An 18,257-nucleotide genomic window follows, 5' to 3' on the forward strand; every position below is an offset into this window, starting at 1 on the left:
TCCTTACTTGCGGCCTTTACGCTGCTGCTTTTTAGGTTGAGCAGCCGGTTCCGGTTGTTCAACTGCAGCCATACCACCCAGGATCTCACCTTTGAAGATCCATACCTTAACGCCGATTACACCATAAGTGGTGTGCGCTTCAGATGTGTTGTAGTCGATGTCCGCACGCAGAGTGTGCAATGGAACACGACCTTCGCGGTACCATTCGGTACGTGCGATTTCGGCGCCGCCAAGACGGCCGCTTACTTCAACTTTGATACCTTTAGCGCCAAGACGCATTGCGTTCTGTACTGCACGCTTCATAGCACGACGGAACATAACGCGACGTTCCAGCTGAGAAGTGATGCTGTCAGCAACCAATTTAGCGTCGAGTTCCGGTTTACGGACTTCGGCGATGTTGATCTGTGCAGGAACGCCAGCGATGTCCGCTACGACCTTGCGCAGTTTTTCGACGTCTTCACCTTTCTTGCCGATAACGATGCCTGGGCGAGCAGTGTGAATGGTCACACGGATGCTCTTCGCAGGACGCTCGATAACGATGCGAGAAACGGAAGCTTTCGACAGTTCCTTAGTCAGGAATTGACGAACTTTAAAGTCGCTGTCCAGGTTGTCAGCGAATTCTTTGGTATTCGCATACCAAGTAGAGTTCCAAGGTTTGACAATACCCAGGCGAATACCATTAGGATGTACTTTCTGACCCATTGCTAGTCTCCAGAGTCTCAGCGATCGGACACAACCACAGTAATGTGGCTGGTGCGCTTCAGGATGCGATCTGCACGACCTTTTGCACGCGGCATAATGCGCTTCATGCTTGGGCCTTCGTCTACGAAGATTTTCGTAACTTTCAGATCATCGATGTCAGCGCCATCGTTGTGTTCTGCGTTAGCAATGGCAGACTCCAGCACTTTCTTAACCAGACCAGCAGCTTTCTTGTTGGTGTAGGTCAGAGTTTCCAGAGCTTGCGACACTTTCTTACCGCGAATCAGGTCAGCAACAAGGCGAACCTTCTGAGCAGAAGAACGAGCGTGGCGATGTTTAGCGATAGTTTCCATCTCTTCCTCCTACCTTAGCGCTTTTTAGCTTTTTTATCAGCCGCATGGCCGCGATAAGTACGAGTCGGCGCGAATTCACCCAGTTTGTGACCGACCATTTCATCGGAAACGAACACTGGTACGTGCTGACGACCATTATGGACAGCGATGGTCAAACCGATCATGTTAGGAAAGATCGTTGAACGACGGGACCAAGTGCGCAAAGGCTTCTTGTCACCGCTTTCCACCGCTTTCTCTACCTTCTTCAGCAAGTGCAGGTCAATAAAAGGACCTTTCTTGAGAGAACGTGGCATGGCTTATCCTCTAATTATTTTTTGCTACGGCGACGTACGATGAACTTATCAGTACGCTTGTTGCTACGGGTCTTCTTACCTTTGGTCTGAACGCCCCACGGAGTTACCGGGTGCTTACCAAAGTTACGACCTTCACCACCACCGTGCGGGTGATCTACCGGGTTCATCGCCGTACCGCGAACGGTAGGACGAACACCACGCCAACGTGCAGCACCTGCTTTACCCAGAACGCGAAGCATGTGTTCAGCGTTACCGACTTCACCCAGGGTGGCGCGGCAATCAGCTGGAACTTTACGCATTTCGCCGGAGCGCAGACGCAGAGTTACGTAGGAACCATCACGAGCAACGATCTGAACGTAGGCGCCAGCGGAGCGAGCCATCTGGCCGCCTTTACCTGGTTTCATTTCTACGTTGTGAACCGTTGAACCAACTGGAATGTTGCGCATCGGCAGGGTGTTACCCGCTTTGATTGCAGCATCAACGCCAGATTGAATCTGGTCACCAGCTTTCAGGCCCTTCGGCGCCAGGATGTAACGGCGTTCGCCGTCTTTGTACAGAACCAGCGCGATGTTCGCGGAACGGTTCGGATCGTACTCCAGACGCTCAACCACAGCAGGGATACCGTCTTTGTTGCGCTTGAAGTCAACCAGACGATAATGTTGCTTGTGGCCACCACCGATATGACGGGTGGTGATACGGCCATTGTTGTTACGACCACCGCTTTTGCTCAGTTTTTCCAGCAGCGGGGCATAAGGTTTACCCTTGTGCAGCTCAGGGTTAACCACTTTAACAACGTGGCGACGACCCGGAGATGTAGGTTTACATTTAACAATTGCCATTGTTCTTACTCCTCCGACTTACTCTGCGCCGCCGATGAAGTCCAGATTCTGGCCTTCTTTCAGGGTGACGTAAGCTTTTTTCCAGTCGCTACGACGACCAACACGCTGACCGTGACGCTTCACTTTCCCTTTAACTACCAGGGTGTTCACGTCTTTGACTTCGACTTCAAACAGTTTCTGCACTGCAGCTTTGATTTCTGCTTTGGTCGCGTCTTTGGCAACTTTGAGAACGATGGTGTTGCTTTTTTCCATCGCAGCGGATGCTTTTTCAGATACGTGCGGTGCACGCAGCACTTTCAGCAAACGTTCTTCACGGATCATGCCAGCATCTCCTCAACTTGCTTCACAGCATCAGCAGTCATAACCACTTTGTCGAAGGCGATCAGGCTAACCGGATCGATACCTGCTACATCGCGCACGTCAACCTTGTACAGGTTGCGAGCTGCCAGGAACAGATTCTCATCCAGTTCACCGGTCACGATCAGCACGTCTTCCAGAGCCATATCTTTCAGTTTCTGTGCCAGCAGCTTAGTTTTAGGCGCTTCTACAGAGAACTTCTCGACAACGATCAGACGATCTTGACGTACCAGCTCGGACAGGATGCTTTTCAGCGCGCCGCGGTACATCTTTTTGTTTACTTTCTGACTGTGGTCCTGTGGCTTAGCAGCAAAGGTCACGCCGCCTGAACGCCAGATCGGGCTCTTTACAGAACCTGAACGCGCACGGCCGGTGCCTTTCTGACGCCATGGCTTTTTGCCGGAACCAGTTACTTCAGCACGGGTCTTCTGAGCACGGGTACCTTGACGGGCACCTGCTGCATAAGCAACAACAACCTGGTGTACCAGCGCTTCGTTGAAATCACGACCGAAGGTAGTTTCGGAAACAGTCAGCGCGCTTTGCGCGTCTTTCAATACTAATTCCATTGCTATCCCCTTACGCCTTCACAGCTGGTTTAACGATCAGGTTGCCACCGGTTGCGCCCGGTACAGCACCCTTAACCAGCAGCAGGTTGCGCTCAGCGTCAACACGTACTACGTCCAGGCTTTGAACGGTTACGCGCTCATCACCCAGGTGGCCAGCCATTTTCTTGCCTTTGAACACTTTGCCCGGAGTCTGGTTCTGACCGATAGAACCCGGAACGCGGTGAGACAAGGAGTTACCGTGGGTAGCGTCTTGGGTACGGAAGTTCCAGCGCTTAACAGTGCCAGCAAAACCTTTACCTTTAGAAGTACCGGTAACATCGACTTTTTTAACGTCAGCGAAGATTTCTACGCTAATTTCCTGACCTGCAGCGAATTCTTGACCTTCTTCCAGGCGGAATTCCCACAGACCACGGCCAGCTTCAACGCCAGCTTTAGCGAAATGGCCCGCTTCCGGCTTGGTTACACGGTTAGCTTTTTTGCTACCAGTGGTAACCTGAACGGCACGGTAACCGTCGGTGTCCAGGCTTTTAACCTGAGTCACGCGGTTCGCTTCAATTTCAATTACGGTTACTGGGATAGAAACGCCATCTTCAGTGAAGATACGGGTCATACCCACTTTTTTACCGACTAAACCAATCATTGTTTCAACCTCTCAATCGCTCAATGACCTGATTAACCCAGGCTGATCTGCACGTCTACACCGGCAGCCAGATCCAGACGCATCAGAGCATCAACGGTTTTCTCGGTTGGCTCAACGATGTCAACCAGACGCTTGTGAGTGCGAATCTCGTACTGATCGCGCGCGTCTTTGTTGACGTGCGGAGAGATCAGAACGGTAAAGCGCTCTTTGCGAGTTGGCAGCGGGATCGGACCACGGACTTGCGCACCAGTGCGCTTTGCAGTCTCGACGATTTCCGCGGTTGATTGATCGATCAGACGATGATCAAACGCTTTCAGGCGGATACGGATTCTTTGGTTCTGCATGAGACCAGAGCTCCAATTATTTATAAACGTAAATAATTACTCCTCACACCCATTTCGATTGATGGGGGAGTGTAATCGTCAACATATAACCCCCATATCGGGAGTATTGTTCGAAAGGCAAAAAAGACCTGCCAATCGACTGATTCGCTAAAATCAGGCTTACCAAGATTAGGTAAGCCCGCGCATTATACGCAAAATGGCCCAGGAAGCAAGCCGCAGTTGGAAATATGCTCAGGAAATCGTCATTTTTGCGCGTTCAGCGACGATCACGGGATGAAGGTGGCGATCAAGGTATAAATTATGCTTAGCGGGCAGCTCCCCTGCCCCGCCGTAAAAACGGTCGCCGGCAGGAGAGGCGATGACGAACGGAAGGCAGGCTTACTCTTTGCGTTCTAAAATCTGGGCCTGGGCATAGTTTTGAATGCCGAGGCGAGCGATCAGATCCAGCTCGGTTTCCAGCCAGTCGATATGCTCTTCTTCATCGGCCAGAATGTCGATCATCAAATCACGGCTGACATAATCGTGAATCGAGTCGGCGTAGGCGATACCTTCGCGCAGGTTCTTGGCGCCCGCCAGCTCCAGCGCCAGATCGGAACGCAGCATCTCTTCAATGTCTTCGCCGATGTTCAGCTTACCGAGGTCTTGCAGATTAGGTATTCCTTCCAGGAACAGGATGCGCTCGATGTAGCGATCGGCATGTTTCATTTCGTCGATCGACTCGTGGTATTCCTTGTCGTTGAGGCGCATTAACCCCCAATTCTTGAACATGCGGGCGTGCAGGAAATATTGATTGATGGCAACCAGCTCGTTGCCGAGCAGCTTGTTGAGGTGAGCAATGATCTTTTTATCGCCTTTCATAGGTAACTCCTCCTGGCCAGTTCTAAAAGTGTAGAACCTGTAAGCCAAGAGTCAAAAATAACCTTACCCTTTGTTAGGCAACTTCATGCATTGGGATGATAGTTCCGCGTTCCTCCACCATAATCTGTCTTGCCTGACGAATGCACTTTCCACAATCGGTACCAATCGGCACAAGTTCACGCAGCTGCTTCATGGTATGGGGGTTGTGCTGACGCACCGCATTACGGATCGCTTTGTCAGTCACCGCATTACACAGACATACATACATAGAGAGACTCACTTCTTAACCAATGCATTGAGTCTAAATAGGAATGGTTTTTATTTCAATTAAGATTTATACAAATTGCATAAAAAAAGGGCACCGAAGTGCCCTTTTTTGTGTCGAAAAATTATTCGCGATTAAGCGATAACTTTAGCAACAACACCAGCGCCTACAGTACGGCCGCCTTCACGGATTGCGAAACGCAGACCGTCGTCCATCGCGATTGGGTGAATCAGGGTTACAACCATGTTCACGTTGTCGCCTGGCATTACCATCTCTACGCCTTCTGGCAGTTCGATGGTACCGGTCACGTCAGTAGTACGGAAGTAGAACTGTGGACGGTAGCCTTTGAAGAATGGCGTGTGACGACCACCTTCATCTTTGCTCAGGATGTACACTTCAGATTCGAACTGGGTGTGCGGCTTGATAGAGCCTGGCTTAGCCAGTACCTGACCACGTTCGATTTCTTCACGTTTGATACCACGCAGCAGAACACCTACGTTCTCACCAGCACGGCCTTCGTCCAGCAGTTTGCGGAACATTTCAACGCCAGTACAGGTAGACTTAACGGTGTCTTTGATACCAACGATTTCAACTTCTTCGCCAACTTTGATGATACCGCGCTCAACACGACCGGTAACAACGGTACCACGACCGGAGATGGAGAATACGTCTTCGATTGGCAGCAGGAACGGCTTGTCGATTGCACGCTCTGGCTCTGGGATGTAGCTGTCCAGGGCTTCGGCCAGTTCGATGATTTTCGCTTCCCACTCAGCTTCGCCTTCCAGCGCTTTCAGCGCGGAACCGCGGATTACCGGCAGGTCGTCGCCTGGGAAGTCGTAAGCGGACAGCAGTTCGCGAACTTCCATTTCTACCAGTTCCAGCAGCTCTTCATCATCAACCATGTCGCATTTGTTCATGAATACGATGATGAAAGGAACGCCAACCTGACGACCCAGCAGGATGTGCTCACGAGTCTGAGGCATTGGGCCGTCAGTCGCAGCTACTACCAGGATCGCGCCGTCCATCTGAGCAGCACCGGTGATCATGTTTTTCACGTAGTCGGCGTGCCCTGGGCAGTCAACGTGCGCGTAGTGACGAGTCGGGGTGTCATACTCAACGTGGGAGGTGTTGATGGTGATACCACGAGCTTTTTCTTCTGGCGCGTTATCGATCTGGTCGAAAGCACGTGCAGAACCGCCGTAGGTTTTAGCCAGAACGGTGGTGATCGCTGCAGTCAGGGTAGTTTTACCGTGGTCAACGTGGCCGATAGTACCAACGTTAACGTGCGGTTTTGTACGTTCAAATTTTTCTTTAGACACGGCTATATTCCTTACTATAGCGCTCTCCCCTTCTGGAGAGAGCACGGGACTTTGGTTTTAACCCTGCGGCTTATTTGCCACGGGCTTCGATTACGGCCTGAGCGACGTTGTTCGGTGCATCATCATACTTCAGGAATTCCATGGTGTATGATGCGCGACCTTTAGTCAGAGAACGCAGCTGAGTTGCGTAGCCGAACATTTCGGACAACGGTACTTCAGCGTGGATCTTAACGCCAGTCACTTCAGATTCCTGACCGCGCAGCATGCCGCGACGACGGCTCAAGTCACCGATAACGTCACCGGTGTTCTCTTCTGGAGTCTCAACTTCAACCTTCATGATAGGCTCAAGCAGAACTGGTTTCGCTTTCTTAAAGCCTTCTTTAAAGGCGATAGACGCGGCCAGTTTAAACGCCAGTTCAGAGGAGTCAACGTCGTGGTAAGAACCGAAGTGCAGACGAATACCCATGTCTACTACCGGGTAACCAGCCAACGGACCAGACTTCAGCTGCTCCTGGATGCCTTTATCAACGGCAGGGATGTATTCGCCAGGAATTACACCACCTTTGATGTCGTTGATGAACTCGTAACCTTTCGGGTTAGAGCCTGGCTCCAGTGGGTACATGTCGATCACAACGTGACCGTACTGACCGCGACCACCAGACTGCTTGGCGTGCTTACCTTCAACATCGGTAATCTTCGCGCGAATCGCTTCGCGGTAAGCTACCTGAGGTTTGCCCACGTTAGCTTCAACGTTGAATTCACGCTTCATGCGGTCAACGATGATGTCGAGGTGCAGTTCACCCATACCGGCGATGATGGTCTGGTTAGACTCTTCGTCAGTCCATACGCGGAATGACGGGTCTTCTTTAGCCAGACGGCCCAGAGCCAGACCCATTTTTTCTTGGTCAGCTTTGGTTTTTGGTTCAACGGCGATAGAGATTACCGGCTCAGGGAATTCCATACGCTCCAGGATGATTGGAGAGTCTGGATCACACAGGGTGTCCCCGGTGGTCACGTCTTTCAGACCGATCGCAGCGGCGATGTCGCCTGCGCGAACTTCTTTGATCTCTTCACGCTTGTTGGCGTGCATCTGAACGATACGGCCGAAACGCTCGCGCGCAGCCTTAACGGAGTTCAGCACGGTGTCGCCGGAGTTAACAACGCCGGAGTACACGCGGAAGAAGGTCAGGTTACCCACGAACGGGTCGGTAGCGATTTTGAACGCCAGCGCAGAGAACGGCTCGTCATCACTTGCGTGACGCTCAGCCGGAGTATCTTTGCCATCGTCCAGGATACCGTTGATCGCAGGAACGTCAGTTGGTGCCGGCAGGTATTCGATTACCGCATCCAGCATCGCCTGTACGCCTTTGTTCTTGAACGCAGAACCACAGGTAACCAGGATGATTTCGTTGTTCAGCACGCGCTGACGCAGAGCGGATTTGATTTCTTCCTCGGTCAGCTCTTCGCCGCCCAGGTATTTTTCCATCAGCTCTTCGGAAGCTTCCGCAGCGGACTCGATCAGGTTCTGGCGCCATTCTTCAGCCAGATCCATCATGTCAGCCGGCACGTCTTCGTATTCGAAGGTTACGCCTGCGTCTTCTTCGTTCCAGTTGATCGCCTTCATCTTCACCAGGTCGATAACGCCGGTGAATTTGTCTTCTGCGCCGATAGCCAGCTGCAGAGGAACAGGGTTGGCGCCCAGACGAGTTTTGATCTGGCCTACAACTTTCAGGAAGTTAGCGCCCATACGGTCCATTTTGTTAACGAACGCGATACGTGGCACTTTGTATTTGTTAGCCTGACGCCATACGGTTTCAGACTGTGGCTGAACACCACCAACAGCACAGTAAACCATTACCGCGCCATCCAGCACACGCATGGAACGTTCTACTTCGATGGTGAAGTCAACGTGCCCTGGGGTGTCGATGATGTTTACGCGATGCGGTTCGAACTGCTTGGCCATACCAGACCAGAAGGCAGTAGTCGCTGCAGAAGTGATGGTAATACCACGCTCCTGCTCCTGTTCCATCCAGTCCATGGTGGCAGCGCCGTCATGAACTTCACCGATTTTGTGGTTTACACCGGTGTAGAACAGAATACGTTCGGTAGTGGTGGTTTTACCGGCGTCGATGTGAGCACTGATACCGATGTTACGGTAGCGTGCAATGGGTGTTGTACGAGCCATTTGATTCCTCTATTCCTAGGGCGTTCAAGTTCAGTTAACCCAAGCGGGCCGATTTGACGCGCCCGCTTGGTTAGCATGACTACAGCCGGATGATTACCAGCGGTAGTGGGCGAACGCCTTGTTGGCTTCGGCCATACGGTGAACGTCTTCACGCTTCTTAACAGCAGAACCTTTGTTCTCTGCTGCGTCAGACAGCTCGTTCGCCAGGCGCAGAGCCATGGATTTATCACCGCGTTTACGTGCAGCATCAACGATCCAACGCATTGCCAGAGCATTACGACGAACCGGGCGGACTTCAACTGGTACCTGATAAGTAGAACCGCCAACGCGACGCGACTTAACTTCTACAGTCGGGCGAACGTTGTCGAGAGCGACTTCGAAAGCTTCCAGGTGATCTTTACCAGAACGCTGAGCCAGGGTCTCCAGCGCGGTATAGACGATTGCTTCTGCAGTAGATTTTTTACCGTCTACCATCAGGATATTTACAAATTTGGCCAGCAGCTCAGATCCGAACTTAGGATCTGGCAGGATTTTACGTTGGCCGATTACGCGACGACGTGGCATGGAAATACTCCGTTGTTAATTCAGGATTGTCCAAAACTCTACGAGTTTATTTTGACATTAAAGTTAAAACGTTTGGCCTTACTTAACGGAGAACCATTAAGCCTTTGGCTTCTTCACGCCGTACTTGGAACGAGCTTGCTTACGGTCTTTAACACCGGAGCAGTCAAGTGCACCACGGACGGTGTGGTAACGCACACCTGGCAAGTCTTTTACACGACCGCCACGGATCAGGATTACGGAGTGTTCCTGCAGGTTGTGGCCTTCGCCACCGATGTAGGAAGTCACTTCGAAACCGTTGGTCAAACGCACACGGCAAACTTTACGCAGTGCGGAGTTTGGTTTTTTCGGGGTAGTGGTATATACGCGGGTGCATACGCCACGTTTCTGCGGGCAGGCTTCCAGCGCTGGAACGTTGCTTTTAGCAGCCTTCACAGAGCGTGGTTTGCGAACCAGCTGGTTAATTGTTGCCATTAAAAAAGCTCCTGGTTTTTGCTTCGTACTAGCTTCGTAAACATGTGATAAATCCCCTCGTATGCACTACTGGCAAAGTACGAGGACGCAGAATTTTATGGCTGACCAGTATGGGTGTCAAGAAATATACAACATCACTCTCATCACCAGGCCATTTGGCTGCGGTGTTGTTCGGTTAATTCAACGAAGTGATTATAGCCGACGACAGTGATTTTGTGCGAAAAATGACCAACCAATCCCCGGGCTTCCAGGTCGTCCTGCAGCGCATAAAGGGATATGGGGGCGGCGAGCAGCAATTCAAGATGAGCGCTGCCGGCAAGGCCTGCCAGCACGCCGTCCTGCAGCAGCAACAGCGCGTCGCCCTGCGCCGTCAGGCGCAGCAGCGCAGGCAGGTCACATTGGTTTGGCGAATGGCTCAGGGTATACAGCATCAGAGGATCCTAAAACGTCATCACGGCGTCGTAGCCGTCCAGTTCGCGGCGCAGCTCGTCCGGCGCCAGCACCTCGGCGTCCAGCACCCAATCGGTCACCTGGCTCAGTCCGCGTTCCTGCAGTGAAGCCTGGCACAGATAGCACCGCTCCACGTCATACAGCGGCAGCACGCCAAAGGTGGCAATGTAATTGCGCGCCAAAATCTTTTCCGGCTGTTGGCCCGGCAACAGCTGCAATACGCCATCGCCGACAAAAAACACCCCCACATCTTCACTGAGCGCCGACGTGGCGAGCAGCGCATCCAGCCCTTCCCTGCCGCTGGCGCCGCCGTGCGGCCCATGGGTGAAAACAAAAGCGACTCGTTTCATCCTATCCTCAGAACTGCACCAGACGGTCGCAACTTAGCGACGCTTCGGCCAGGGAACCCAACCCGCTCAGGGTAAAACCGGGCTGCAGGTTGGCGCTTGCCAGCCCCTGCTGCGCCGCCTCCTGCTCGTCGGTGACGCCGCGGCGCAACGCGGCGGCCACGCAGACGTTGAGCGCCACGCCGTGTTGCTGAGCCAGCTGCGCCCAACCGCGCACCAGGTCGAACTCATCGCTGGCGGGCGCGGTCAGCTGGTTGGCGTTCAACACCCCTTCACGGTAGAAAAAGACGCTGGAAAGCCGGTGTCCTTTCGCCAGCAGGGCCTGAGCGAACTGATAGGCGCTGCTGGCCTGCTGCGTGCCGTAAGCCGGACCGGTGACCAACAGACAATAATCGAGCATCAACGGTCGCTTCCCAACAGATCGCCGCTCTTGAACTGGCGGATGTACAAATACACGGTGTGTTTGGAGATATTCAGGCGATCCGCCACCTGATTGATCGCATCCTTGATGTCGAAGATGCCTTTCTCATAGAGGTTTAGCACTACCTGGCGGTTCTTGGCGTTATTGGATACCGAGCGATCGGCATTCACCTCTTCGATGGTGAACTCCAGCGTCTGCGCCACCAGATCGTCGACTGAAGAGGCGAAATTCACCGACGACGGCACGTCCTGCGTGGCCGGCGGCATAAAGGTCTGCATAATCTGCGAGAACGGCACATCGAGGTTCATGTTGATGCACAGCAGGCCGATTACCCGCTGTTCGCGATTGCGAATGGCGATGGTCACCGACTTCATCAGCACGCCGCTCTTGGCGCGGGTGAAGTAGGCTTTCGACACGCTGCTGTCGTCGCCGGCCATGTCGTGCAGCATGCGCAGCGCCAGGTCGGTGATCGGCGAACCGATTTTACGCCCGGTATGTTCCCCGTTGGCGATGCGCACCGCCGAACTGTTCAGGTCTTCCAGCGCGTGCAATACGATCTCGCAGTGGCCGCCGATCAACATCGCCAGCCCATCGACCACCGCTTCATAGGATTTCAGGATTTCATGATCCGTTTGAGTAAACGGACGTTCATTCAGCAAATCAAGTTCGCTGGCTTCGCTGGATAAAAGCGAATTCGACATCGAAGATACCACCCTCATAGATCGCCTGTGCCAGGGGGCGCAGCTAAAACCGCTCGGACCGGATCGCTGCCGTCGTCGGCACGCCGCAGCGCGGCTGGCTGAGAGCAGCATAAACGGCACGATGACATCCGCGGGCGAGGCGGCCGGGAACAATTTTAGGTACACGCCCTAAGGGGCAGACGCATGACTGATAAGTCAGAATTATTAGTCTAGCAAAGCGGCCGGAGCAAAGTCCTTGCGTTTGCGCGTGGTATTGACGTTAAGCCCGATGCCCGGCAGGCGTCAAGCGTTCAATGGAGAGAGAAGCGGCGGCGGTCGAAATGAAAACCGCCGCGGAGGGCATCCGCGGCGGTGGCAAACAGAGCGACGAGATTATTTCGCTTTAGCGTCTGCTTTCGCGTCAGCCGATTTTTCGGCTTTAGCGTCGGCTTTCGGCGCCGCTTTCACGTCCAGCAGCTCAACGTCGAACACCAGCGTGGAGTTAGCCGGGATGCCCGGAACGCCGGTTTTGCCGTAGGCCAATGCCGGCGGGATCACCAGCTTGATTTTGCCGCCTTTCTTGATGTGCTTCAGGCCTTCGGTCCAGCCCGGGATCACGCCATCCAGACGGAACGACAGCGGCTCGCCGCGGGTGTAGGAGTTATCGAACTCAGTACCGTCGGTCAGGGTGCCTTTGTAGTTTACTACCACGGTGTCGCTGTCTTTCGGTGCTTCACCCGCGCCCGGTTTCTCTACCTGGTACAGCAGGCCGGATTCGGTTTTCTTCACGCCTTTTTCTTTCGCGAAGCTGTCGCGGTACTTAGCGCCTTTGGTTTCGTTGTCCTTGGCGTCCTGTTCCATCTTCGCCTGAGCGGAAGCCTTCACGCGCGCTTCGAAGCCCTGAAGGGTCTTCTCGATGTCGGCGTCGTTCAGCTTGCTCTTGTTGGCGAACGCGTCCTGAACGCCGGCGATCAGCTGATCTTTGTCCAGCTTGATGCCCAGCTTCTCTTGCTCTTTCAGAGAGTTGTCCATGTAACGGCCGAGAGAGGCGCCCAGTGCGTAAGCGGCTTGCTCGTCGTCGTTTTTGAACTTGCCGGTGCTCGGTGCTGCCGCCGCGTCCGCTGGTTTAGCGGCTTCTGCCGGTTTGGCGGCATCGGCTGCCATGACCTGGGTCGCATTCAGAGCAAAAGCCATGGTGGTTGCCAGAAGCGTGACTTTAAACAAAGATTTCATCCATTTCTCCAGTGTCTGAAGCAATGCCCCAAACAATCATTAGGTAAGATAACCGGGCTACTATAGCTGCCTGAAACAAAACAAAACAGTCGCACAGGTAACCAATCGAGTCAAAGTGTGACTCCCGCTTTGCCAAGAAGTTTCCCCCTGCGTGCTACTCGCATGATAAATCAGATTTTTCTTGCAGAATATTCGGCGAGGTTAGCAAAAAACGGCGTATCGGGCGTGCAACTTTTCAGCACTTTACACTGCCGATCGCAACGTTGCGCGCCGCCTGGAGAAATAGCGCGAGCAAACCCGGCGTCAGCTGTTACCATAACGCCGAATCAGGATTTTATCGCGTCAGAGGTAGCCTCATGCACAACGCCGACATTCAACGCCTGCTACAGCGGCTTGAAGAACTGGAGAGCCGCCAGGCCTTCCAAGAGCTCACCATCGAAGAGCTCAACCAGACCGTCATCCAGCATCAAATGGAAATGCTGAAGATGCGCGAACACCTGCGCATGTTGACCGACAAGCTGCGCTCGACCCAAACCTCAATGATCGCCTCGCAATCGGAAGAAACCCCTCCGCCGCACTATTGAGGGCCCGCTGCGCGGTTATTTCAGGCGTGCCAGCCCTTCGACGGCACGCTCGAGATAGCGGCGCGGGCACCCCAGGTTGATGCGGATAAAACCGCTCCCCTGCGGGCCGAAACCGCTGCCCATCGACGGCGCCAGCTTCGCCACCGCCACCAGCGCCTGCTGTAAGTCAGCATCGTTCAAACCCAGTGCACGGCAATCCAGCCAGGCGAGATAAGTCCCTTCAGCCTGGGTCATCGTGCACCAGGGCGCGGCGGCCGCCAGCGCCTGCTCAAACCAGCGCCGATTCTCCGCCAGGTAGTCGAGCAGCTCATCAAGCCAGGCAGCGCCCCGTTGATAGGCCGCGGTCGCCGCCGTCATCGACAGCGCGTTGAATACATCCAGCCCGTGGGCGTTCAGCCGATCGACAAACGCCTGCCGCAGCCGGGCATTGGGGATCAGAAAATTCGAAATGCGCAGCGAAGAGAGTCCGAAGGTTTTGCTGGCGGACGTCGCCGCAATCACCCGCTCGCGATATTCCTCGTCCAGATGCAACACCGATGTAAACGTCTCGCCGGGCAGCAGCAGATCGGCCCAAATTTCATCGGAGATCACCGTGACATCGTGGGCGTGGCAGATCGCCATGAGCTGCTCCAGTTCCTCGCGGCGCCAGCAACGGCCGGTCGGATTGTGCGGATTGCACAGCAACAACAGCGGCGGTTTGCGCTGCGCCAGGCAGGCGGCCAGCCGGTCGAAATCGATCCGGTATCCCTGCGGGGTTTCCAGCAGCGGATTTTCAATCACCTCTCTGCCGTTCATGGTGACTATCTTGGCGAACGAGCCATAGTACGGCCCCTGCACCACCACGCCGTCCCCCGGCTTGCTGAGCAGTTGGATCAGCATCGCCAACCCCGGCACCACCCCTTCAATCGACGTGAACCACTCGCGCCGCAGCGGCAGGTCGTGCCGCTTGGCAAACCAGTCGAGCGCCGCCTGGTAGTAGGCGTCGTCGCGTTCGCTGTAGCCAAAGACGCCGTGGTCCACCCGCTGATGCAGCGCCTGTTGCACCTCCGGCGGGCATGGAAAGTCGAAATCGGACACCCACATCGGCAACAATTCGCTGCCGTCCAGTTGCAGATAGCGGTCGATGAAGTCCCACTTCACGGAGCCGGTATTGTGGCGATCGATGATGGCGTTGAAATGACTCGTCATGTCAGGCTTCCTTACGCTGCAAGTCGTTCTGAGGTTGGAGTTTGGCGATACCGAAGCCGGTGAAGCCATAAATCAGGGCGAACACCACTGCGACATAACATTGGATCGCCCACGGCAGCAGATCGAGCGTGCTCACTCCCAGCGTGGTCGCCATGTAAATACCGGCGGCCGTCCACGGGATCAGCGGCTCGATGACGGTGCCCGCATCTTCGACGGTGCGCGACAGGTTTTTGTTGTCCAGCCCCATGCGTCGATAGGCCCCTTTGAACAGCTCAGCCGGGATCAGCAGCGCCAGCTTGCCGTCGCTGGTCGCGCCGGTCACCAGGATGGTGGTGGCAACGGTAGCGGCGATCAGCTGGCCGGTGGTGTGCACCACTTTCAGCAGCCGGCTGATGATCACCGTCAGCGCGCCGGTCAGCGTCAAGGCGCCGGCGAAGGAAAAGGCGCAGAACACCAGCAGGATCGTACTCATCATCGAGAACATGCCGCCGCGGTTCAGCAGGCGCGGCACATCGGCGACGATCCCTTCAACGTTATGGCCCTGGCTGGCGAACATCGACAGATTGAAACCGTCCATCAACGCATTCAGCCCCTGTTGCAGGCTAAAACCCTGCAGCGCGACGCCGATGGCGATCGCCAGCGCGCAGGCGGCCAGCATGACGGGGATCACCGGCCGTTTGGTCACCGCGCCCCACAGCACCAGCACCGGCGGCAGGATCAACAGCAGATTGAAATGGTACAACCCCTCAAGCGCGCTGACGATTTCGGTCACTTTTTCCGGCGTTGCCACGCTGCCCACCGCGCCGGTGTGGCCGGCGATCAGGTACACCACGGCGGCCAGGATGAAGCTCGGCAGCGTCGTGTACATCAGATGCTGGATATGGCTGTAGAGATCGGTATCCGCGACGATAGCCGCGAAGTTCGTCGAATCGGACAACGGGGAAATTTTGTCGCCGAAGTAGGCGCCGGACACCACCGCCCCGGCCGCGGCGGCCAGCGGCACGTCCAGACCAGCGGCCACGCCCATCAGCGCCACGCCCACGGTGCCGGCCGCCCCCCACGAGGTACCGGTGCACACCGAGATCACGCTGGTGATAAAGAACGCGGCGATCAGAATGTATTGCGGGCTAATCAGCTTCAGCCCCCAATACACCATGTAAGGGATTGTTCCGCTGATCATCCAGGTGCCGATCAGCCCGCCCACGCAGATCAGGATCATGATCACCGGCATTGCCTTAGCCAGCTTGGCCACGATGGCCCCGATGATGTCATCCCAGCGGTAGCCTTGCCACCAGGCCAACGCGGCGGCGATGGCGGCGGAAACCAGCAGCAGCGGTTCAATGCGCAGGCCAAACTGGCCATAGCCGATGATGAGCAGCAACAGCATGGCCACAATCGGCAGCGTCGCCAGCCCAAGGTTGAGCGTTTTCTTATTATCCATATACGGCTCCTGTTGAAGAGGGGGTACTGCAACAGCGTAATGGCTTCGGTAATCGGAGGATGTGAGCGCAGGCCACTGGCCATGTAATCGGTTTCATGAGATGGCGTTATGTGAGCCGCCTCTCATTCGCCGCGCTTGCTTTGCTCAGTCCTCTCACCATCGGCAACGGAGTCTCGCAGGATAAGTTCGGCCGAAAAGCGGTTGTTCTGCGGCGCGACGTCGCTGCCGCTGTGGATTTGTAGCGCCAGACGCGCGGCGCGGCGGGCCATTTTCTCGATGGGGTAATGCACGGTGGTCAACGCGGGGTGGAGATATTTCGCCAGGGCAATGTCGTCAAAACCGACGATCGACAGCGCTTCAGGCAACTGAACTTGCCGTTGGTGGCAGGTGCGCATCATGCCGGCGGCCATCACGTCGTTGAACGTCACTGCGGCGGTGAAGCGTTGGTCGCTGGCCAGAACGCGCTCGGCCGCCAGTTCGCCCCCTCTTTCATTGAAGGGCACACTGATGATCCAGCTGCCGGGCACCTCAATGCCGCCGGCGGCCATGGCCTGGCGGTAACCCGCTAACCGCTGCGCGCGGTCGTCGATCGGCAGATCCGTCGTCACGCAGGCGATTCTCCGATGCCCCTGACGAATGAGCAGCTTGGTCGCCGTCTGCGCCGCATTGGCGTTGTCGAGCCAGATGCAACGGTTGGCGATGGCGGGCAGGTAACGGTTGATCAGCACCAGCGCGGGCGTGTGGGCGGCGTAGCGCAGCAGCTCCTCCTCCCCCATGCGCGTGACGTGCGCCACGATGGCTTCGCATCCCTGATTGATGAGAAAGTCGAGGCCGCTTTTTTCCAGTTCGGCCTGATGACCGCCGCTGCACAACATCAAACGCACGCCGGCCTGTCGCGTGATGTCTTCCACGCCCCGCGCCAGGCGTGAAAAAAACGGATCGTCGAGGTTGCCGGTCAGCAACCCCAGCATATTGCCGCTTCTTTTCGCCAGCGCCAGCGCGGCGGCGTTGCGGTGGTAGTTAAACTCGCGCATCGCCTTCTCGACGCGTTCGCGGGTCACCGGTTCAACGTAGGCGGTATTATTGATCACCCGGCTGACGGTGGCCGTGGAAACGCCGGCGCGCCGCGCAACGTCTTTCATGGTGGCCATGGCATGTCCTGTTGTGCCGTTCGGCGCCCGGTGCGCCGCGCATAAAAAAGGGCAGCCGATGGCCGCCCTCTTGTCTCGTGATCGCGTTCTGCTTAGTGGCAGCCGCAACCGCCGTTACCGCAACCGCCTTTACCGTGGTCGTGACCATGGTCGTGATCGTGGCTGTGGCCGTGACCGCCGCAGCAGCCTTCACCGTGTTCGTGGTGATGGTCGTGCTCGCCGTGTACGTGACCGTGTGCCAGTTCTTCTGCAGTCGCTTCGCGGATCGCGACAACTTCCACGTTGAAGTTCAGGTTTTGGCCGGCCAGCATGTGGTTGCCGTCAACCACAACGTGGTCGCCGTCAACTTCGGTGATTTCAACCGGTACCGGGCCCTGATCGGTGTCAGCCAGGAAACGCATGCCGACCTGCAGTTCGTCAACGCCCATGAAGACGTCTTTCGGTACGCGCTGCACCAGGTTTTCGTCGTAGTTGCCGTACGCGTCGTTCGCGCCGACGTGAACGTCAAAACGATCGCCAACGTCGTGGCCTTCGAGCGCTTTTTCCAGACCTGCGATCAGAGAACCATGCCCGTGCAGATAGTCCAGCGGTGCGCTCACCGGAGACTCATCAACCAAAACACCGTCTTCTGTACGTACTTGGTAAGCCAGGCTGACCACCAAGTCTTTTGCTACTTTCATGATATCTCCTACCGTTGGCTACTAGGACGCGCACCGTTATCGGGATGCGCGCCTTTTCCGGACAGATTGTAACGGAAATCTGCCTCGCTGTACCCTCCGGGATAAAAAAACGCTACTTCGGCTGAAAAATGCCGATCACCTGCTCTTGCGGGCGAACGTGTTTTTCCACCTGTTGCTCGGTCTGGCGCTGGTGATGGCCGCACTTGACGCACTCCACCACTTCCACCTGATCCTCCCGCCACACCGCCAGCGTATCCATGGCGCTACAGCTTGGGCACACCGCCCCGGCGATAAATCTCTTACGTGTTGCAGACATCGTTATGCTCCCG

25 protein-coding genes are annotated in these 18,257 nt (G+C 55.5%); 1 reads left to right on the top strand and 24 read right to left on the bottom strand.

From position 1 onward, the window contains the following. Window positions 1-3: 3 nt before the first annotated feature. From rpsC to fkpA, 19 genes are all read right to left on the bottom strand, one after another. The gene (rpsC, locus tag L085_RS02755; protein WP_004929766.1) at window positions 4-702 is read right to left on the bottom strand and encodes a 30S ribosomal protein S3; all 699 of its coding nucleotides are present in this window, start codon (window positions 700-702) and stop codon (window positions 4-6) included. A gap of 17 nt (window positions 703-719) precedes the next feature. After that, window positions 720-1,052 (bottom strand): 50S ribosomal protein L22, encoded by a 333-nt coding sequence (gene rplV / locus L085_RS02760; RefSeq protein ID WP_002223844.1) that lies wholly within the window; start codon window positions 1,050-1,052, stop codon window positions 720-722. 14 nt (window positions 1,053-1,066) lie between these two features. Next, the gene (gene rpsS / locus L085_RS02765; protein WP_004929772.1) at window positions 1,067-1,345 is read right to left on the bottom strand and encodes a 30S ribosomal protein S19; all 279 of its coding nucleotides are present in this window, start codon (window positions 1,343-1,345) and stop codon (window positions 1,067-1,069) included. 14 nt (window positions 1,346-1,359) lie between these two features. Further along, window positions 1,360-2,184: a 50S ribosomal protein L2 gene (gene rplB / locus L085_RS02770; protein WP_004929775.1), complete on the bottom strand. Its 825-nt coding sequence runs from the start codon at window positions 2,182-2,184 to the stop codon at window positions 1,360-1,362. A gap of 18 nt (window positions 2,185-2,202) precedes the next feature. Continuing rightward, window positions 2,203-2,505 carry a 50S ribosomal protein L23 gene (gene rplW, locus L085_RS02775; RefSeq protein WP_004929776.1) on the bottom strand — a complete coding sequence of 101 codons (303 nt, stop codon included), beginning with the start codon at window positions 2,503-2,505 and terminating at the stop codon, window positions 2,203-2,205. Further along, window positions 2,502-3,107 carry a 50S ribosomal protein L4 gene (rplD, locus tag L085_RS02780; RefSeq protein ID WP_004929779.1) on the bottom strand — a complete coding sequence of 202 codons (606 nt, stop codon included), beginning with the start codon at window positions 3,105-3,107 and terminating at the stop codon, window positions 2,502-2,504. The genes rplW and rplD overlap by 4 nt, the downstream gene beginning before the upstream one ends. A gap of 10 nt (window positions 3,108-3,117) precedes the next feature. Further along, a complete protein-coding gene (gene rplC / locus L085_RS02785) occupies window positions 3,118-3,747 on the bottom strand; it encodes a 50S ribosomal protein L3 (protein ID WP_015379265.1) in 630 nt (209 codons plus the stop codon). A gap of 32 nt (window positions 3,748-3,779) precedes the next feature. Beyond that, window positions 3,780-4,091, bottom strand: a complete 312-nt coding sequence (rpsJ, locus tag L085_RS02790) for a 30S ribosomal protein S10 (protein ID WP_001181005.1) — start codon at window positions 4,089-4,091, stop codon at window positions 3,780-3,782. A gap of 378 nt (window positions 4,092-4,469) precedes the next feature. Further along, entirely contained in the window at window positions 4,470-4,949 is a 480-nt protein-coding gene (bfr, locus tag L085_RS02795; protein WP_004929784.1) for a bacterioferritin, read from the bottom strand. Window positions 4,950-5,022: 73 nt separating this feature from the next. After that, window positions 5,023-5,217 (bottom strand): bacterioferritin-associated ferredoxin, encoded by a 195-nt coding sequence (gene bfd, locus L085_RS24310; RefSeq protein WP_015379266.1) that lies wholly within the window; start codon window positions 5,215-5,217, stop codon window positions 5,023-5,025. 131 nt (window positions 5,218-5,348) lie between these two features. Continuing rightward, complete coding sequence (gene tuf, locus L085_RS02800) at window positions 5,349-6,533, bottom strand: elongation factor Tu (protein ID WP_015376315.1); 1,185 nt, start codon at window positions 6,531-6,533, stop codon at window positions 5,349-5,351. 70 nt (window positions 6,534-6,603) lie between these two features. Beyond that, complete coding sequence (gene fusA / locus L085_RS02805; RefSeq protein WP_004930429.1) at window positions 6,604-8,718, bottom strand: elongation factor G; 2,115 nt, start codon at window positions 8,716-8,718, stop codon at window positions 6,604-6,606. A gap of 93 nt (window positions 8,719-8,811) precedes the next feature. Further along, complete coding sequence (gene rpsG / locus L085_RS02810; protein WP_004956203.1) at window positions 8,812-9,282, bottom strand: 30S ribosomal protein S7; 471 nt, start codon at window positions 9,280-9,282, stop codon at window positions 8,812-8,814. Between the two features lie 96 nt (window positions 9,283-9,378). Beyond that, window positions 9,379-9,753: a 30S ribosomal protein S12 gene (gene rpsL, locus L085_RS24315; RefSeq protein ID WP_004930426.1), complete on the bottom strand. Its 375-nt coding sequence runs from the start codon at window positions 9,751-9,753 to the stop codon at window positions 9,379-9,381. A gap of 143 nt (window positions 9,754-9,896) precedes the next feature. After that, window positions 9,897-10,184, bottom strand: coding sequence for a sulfurtransferase complex subunit TusB (gene tusB, locus L085_RS02820; protein ID WP_004930424.1), 288 nt, complete (start codon window positions 10,182-10,184; stop codon window positions 9,897-9,899). 9 nt (window positions 10,185-10,193) lie between these two features. Further along, the gene (tusC, locus tag L085_RS02825; RefSeq protein ID WP_044029960.1) at window positions 10,194-10,553 is read right to left on the bottom strand and encodes a sulfurtransferase complex subunit TusC; all 360 of its coding nucleotides are present in this window, start codon (window positions 10,551-10,553) and stop codon (window positions 10,194-10,196) included. Between the two features lie 7 nt (window positions 10,554-10,560). Next, window positions 10,561-10,950: a sulfurtransferase complex subunit TusD gene (gene tusD / locus L085_RS02830; RefSeq protein ID WP_015379269.1), complete on the bottom strand. Its 390-nt coding sequence runs from the start codon at window positions 10,948-10,950 to the stop codon at window positions 10,561-10,563. After that, the gene (locus tag L085_RS02835) at window positions 10,950-11,672 is read right to left on the bottom strand and encodes a transcriptional regulator (RefSeq protein ID WP_004930418.1); all 723 of its coding nucleotides are present in this window, start codon (window positions 11,670-11,672) and stop codon (window positions 10,950-10,952) included. Before L085_RS02835 ends, tusD begins: the two co-directional genes overlap by 1 nt. A 372-nt stretch (window positions 11,673-12,044) precedes the next feature. Further along, complete coding sequence (gene fkpA / locus L085_RS02840; RefSeq protein ID WP_015379270.1) at window positions 12,045-12,884, bottom strand: FKBP-type peptidyl-prolyl cis-trans isomerase; 840 nt, start codon at window positions 12,882-12,884, stop codon at window positions 12,045-12,047. Between the two features lie 356 nt (window positions 12,885-13,240). Here fkpA and L085_RS02845 point away from each other — a divergent pair, with 356 nt between their 5' ends. Then, on the top strand, window positions 13,241-13,468 hold the full coding sequence (locus L085_RS02845) for a SlyX family protein (RefSeq protein WP_004930414.1): 228 nt from the start codon (window positions 13,241-13,243) through the stop codon (window positions 13,466-13,468). Between the two features lie 15 nt (window positions 13,469-13,483). Here the strand turns inward: L085_RS02845 and L085_RS02850 are convergent, their stop codons facing one another. The 5 genes from L085_RS02850 to L085_RS02870 all read right to left on the bottom strand — a co-directional run bounded on the left by L085_RS02850 (window position 13,484) and on the right by L085_RS02870 (window position 18,244). Next, a complete protein-coding gene (locus L085_RS02850; RefSeq protein WP_044029962.1) occupies window positions 13,484-14,656 on the bottom strand; it encodes a MalY/PatB family protein in 1,173 nt (390 codons plus the stop codon). Window position 14,657: 1 nt separating this feature from the next. Next, the gene (nhaC, locus tag L085_RS02855) at window positions 14,658-16,097 is read right to left on the bottom strand and encodes a Na+/H+ antiporter NhaC (RefSeq protein ID WP_044029964.1); all 1,440 of its coding nucleotides are present in this window, start codon (window positions 16,095-16,097) and stop codon (window positions 14,658-14,660) included. 122 nt (window positions 16,098-16,219) lie between these two features. Then, window positions 16,220-17,248, bottom strand: a complete 1,029-nt coding sequence (locus L085_RS02860; protein ID WP_015379273.1) for a LacI family DNA-binding transcriptional regulator — start codon at window positions 17,246-17,248, stop codon at window positions 16,220-16,222. Between the two features lie 92 nt (window positions 17,249-17,340). Continuing rightward, window positions 17,341-17,928, bottom strand: a complete 588-nt coding sequence (gene slyD, locus L085_RS02865; RefSeq protein ID WP_004930407.1) for a peptidylprolyl isomerase — start codon at window positions 17,926-17,928, stop codon at window positions 17,341-17,343. 112 nt (window positions 17,929-18,040) lie between these two features. Then, window positions 18,041-18,244 carry a YheV family putative zinc ribbon protein gene (locus L085_RS02870; protein ID WP_015379274.1) on the bottom strand — a complete coding sequence of 68 codons (204 nt, stop codon included), beginning with the start codon at window positions 18,242-18,244 and terminating at the stop codon, window positions 18,041-18,043. Between the last annotated feature and the right edge of the window lie 13 nt (window positions 18,245-18,257).

This window comes from Serratia sp. FS14 (genome assembly GCF_000695995.1).
Taxonomy (GTDB): domain Bacteria; phylum Pseudomonadota; class Gammaproteobacteria; order Enterobacterales; family Enterobacteriaceae; genus Serratia; species Serratia nematodiphila.

Coding starts and splice junctions, on each gene's coding strand:
- rplV (WP_002223844.1), bottom strand. CDS start 1,052: ATGGAAACTATCGCTAAACATCGCCACGCTCGTTCTTCTGCTCAGAAG.
- L085_RS02850 (WP_044029962.1), bottom strand. CDS start 14,656: ATGACGAGTCATTTCAACGCCATCATCGATCGCCACAATACCGGCTCC.
- tusC (WP_044029960.1), bottom strand. CDS start 10,553: ATGAAACGAGTCGCTTTTGTTTTCACCCATGGGCCGCACGGCGGCGCC.
- tusD (WP_015379269.1), bottom strand. CDS start 10,950: ATGCTCGATTATTGTCTGTTGGTCACCGGTCCGGCTTACGGCACGCAG.
- rplB (WP_004929775.1), bottom strand. CDS start 2,184: ATGGCAATTGTTAAATGTAAACCTACATCTCCGGGTCGTCGCCACGTT.
- L085_RS02860 (WP_015379273.1), bottom strand. CDS start 17,248: ATGGCCACCATGAAAGACGTTGCGCGGCGCGCCGGCGTTTCCACGGCC.
- slyD (WP_004930407.1), bottom strand. CDS start 17,928: ATGAAAGTAGCAAAAGACTTGGTGGTCAGCCTGGCTTACCAAGTACGT.
- rplW (WP_004929776.1), bottom strand. CDS start 2,505: ATGATCCGTGAAGAACGTTTGCTGAAAGTGCTGCGTGCACCGCACGTA.
- rpsS (WP_004929772.1), bottom strand. CDS start 1,345: ATGCCACGTTCTCTCAAGAAAGGTCCTTTTATTGACCTGCACTTGCTG.
- fkpA (WP_015379270.1), bottom strand. CDS start 12,884: ATGAAATCTTTGTTTAAAGTCACGCTTCTGGCAACCACCATGGCTTTT.
- rpsJ (WP_001181005.1), bottom strand. CDS start 4,091: ATGCAGAACCAAAGAATCCGTATCCGCCTGAAAGCGTTTGATCATCGT.
- rplD (WP_004929779.1), bottom strand. CDS start 3,107: ATGGAATTAGTATTGAAAGACGCGCAAAGCGCGCTGACTGTTTCCGAA.
- fusA (WP_004930429.1), bottom strand. CDS start 8,718: ATGGCTCGTACAACACCCATTGCACGCTACCGTAACATCGGTATCAGT.
- bfd (WP_015379266.1), bottom strand. CDS start 5,217: ATGTATGTATGTCTGTGTAATGCGGTGACTGACAAAGCGATCCGTAAT.
- L085_RS02870 (WP_015379274.1), bottom strand. CDS start 18,244: ATGTCTGCAACACGTAAGAGATTTATCGCCGGGGCGGTGTGCCCAAGC.
- tusB (WP_004930424.1), bottom strand. CDS start 10,184: ATGCTGTATACCCTGAGCCATTCGCCAAACCAATGTGACCTGCCTGCG.
- bfr (WP_004929784.1), bottom strand. CDS start 4,949: ATGAAAGGCGATAAAAAGATCATTGCTCACCTCAACAAGCTGCTCGGC.
- rplC (WP_015379265.1), bottom strand. CDS start 3,747: ATGATTGGTTTAGTCGGTAAAAAAGTGGGTATGACCCGTATCTTCACT.
- rpsG (WP_004956203.1), bottom strand. CDS start 9,282: ATGCCACGTCGTCGCGTAATCGGCCAACGTAAAATCCTGCCAGATCCT.
- rpsC (WP_004929766.1), bottom strand. CDS start 702: ATGGGTCAGAAAGTACATCCTAATGGTATTCGCCTGGGTATTGTCAAA.
- L085_RS02835 (WP_004930418.1), bottom strand. CDS start 11,672: ATGTCGAATTCGCTTTTATCCAGCGAAGCCAGCGAACTTGATTTGCTG.
- nhaC (WP_044029964.1), bottom strand. CDS start 16,097: ATGGATAATAAGAAAACGCTCAACCTTGGGCTGGCGACGCTGCCGATT.
- L085_RS02845 (WP_004930414.1), top strand. CDS start 13,241: ATGCACAACGCCGACATTCAACGCCTGCTACAGCGGCTTGAAGAACTG.
- rpsL (WP_004930426.1), bottom strand. CDS start 9,753: ATGGCAACAATTAACCAGCTGGTTCGCAAACCACGCTCTGTGAAGGCT.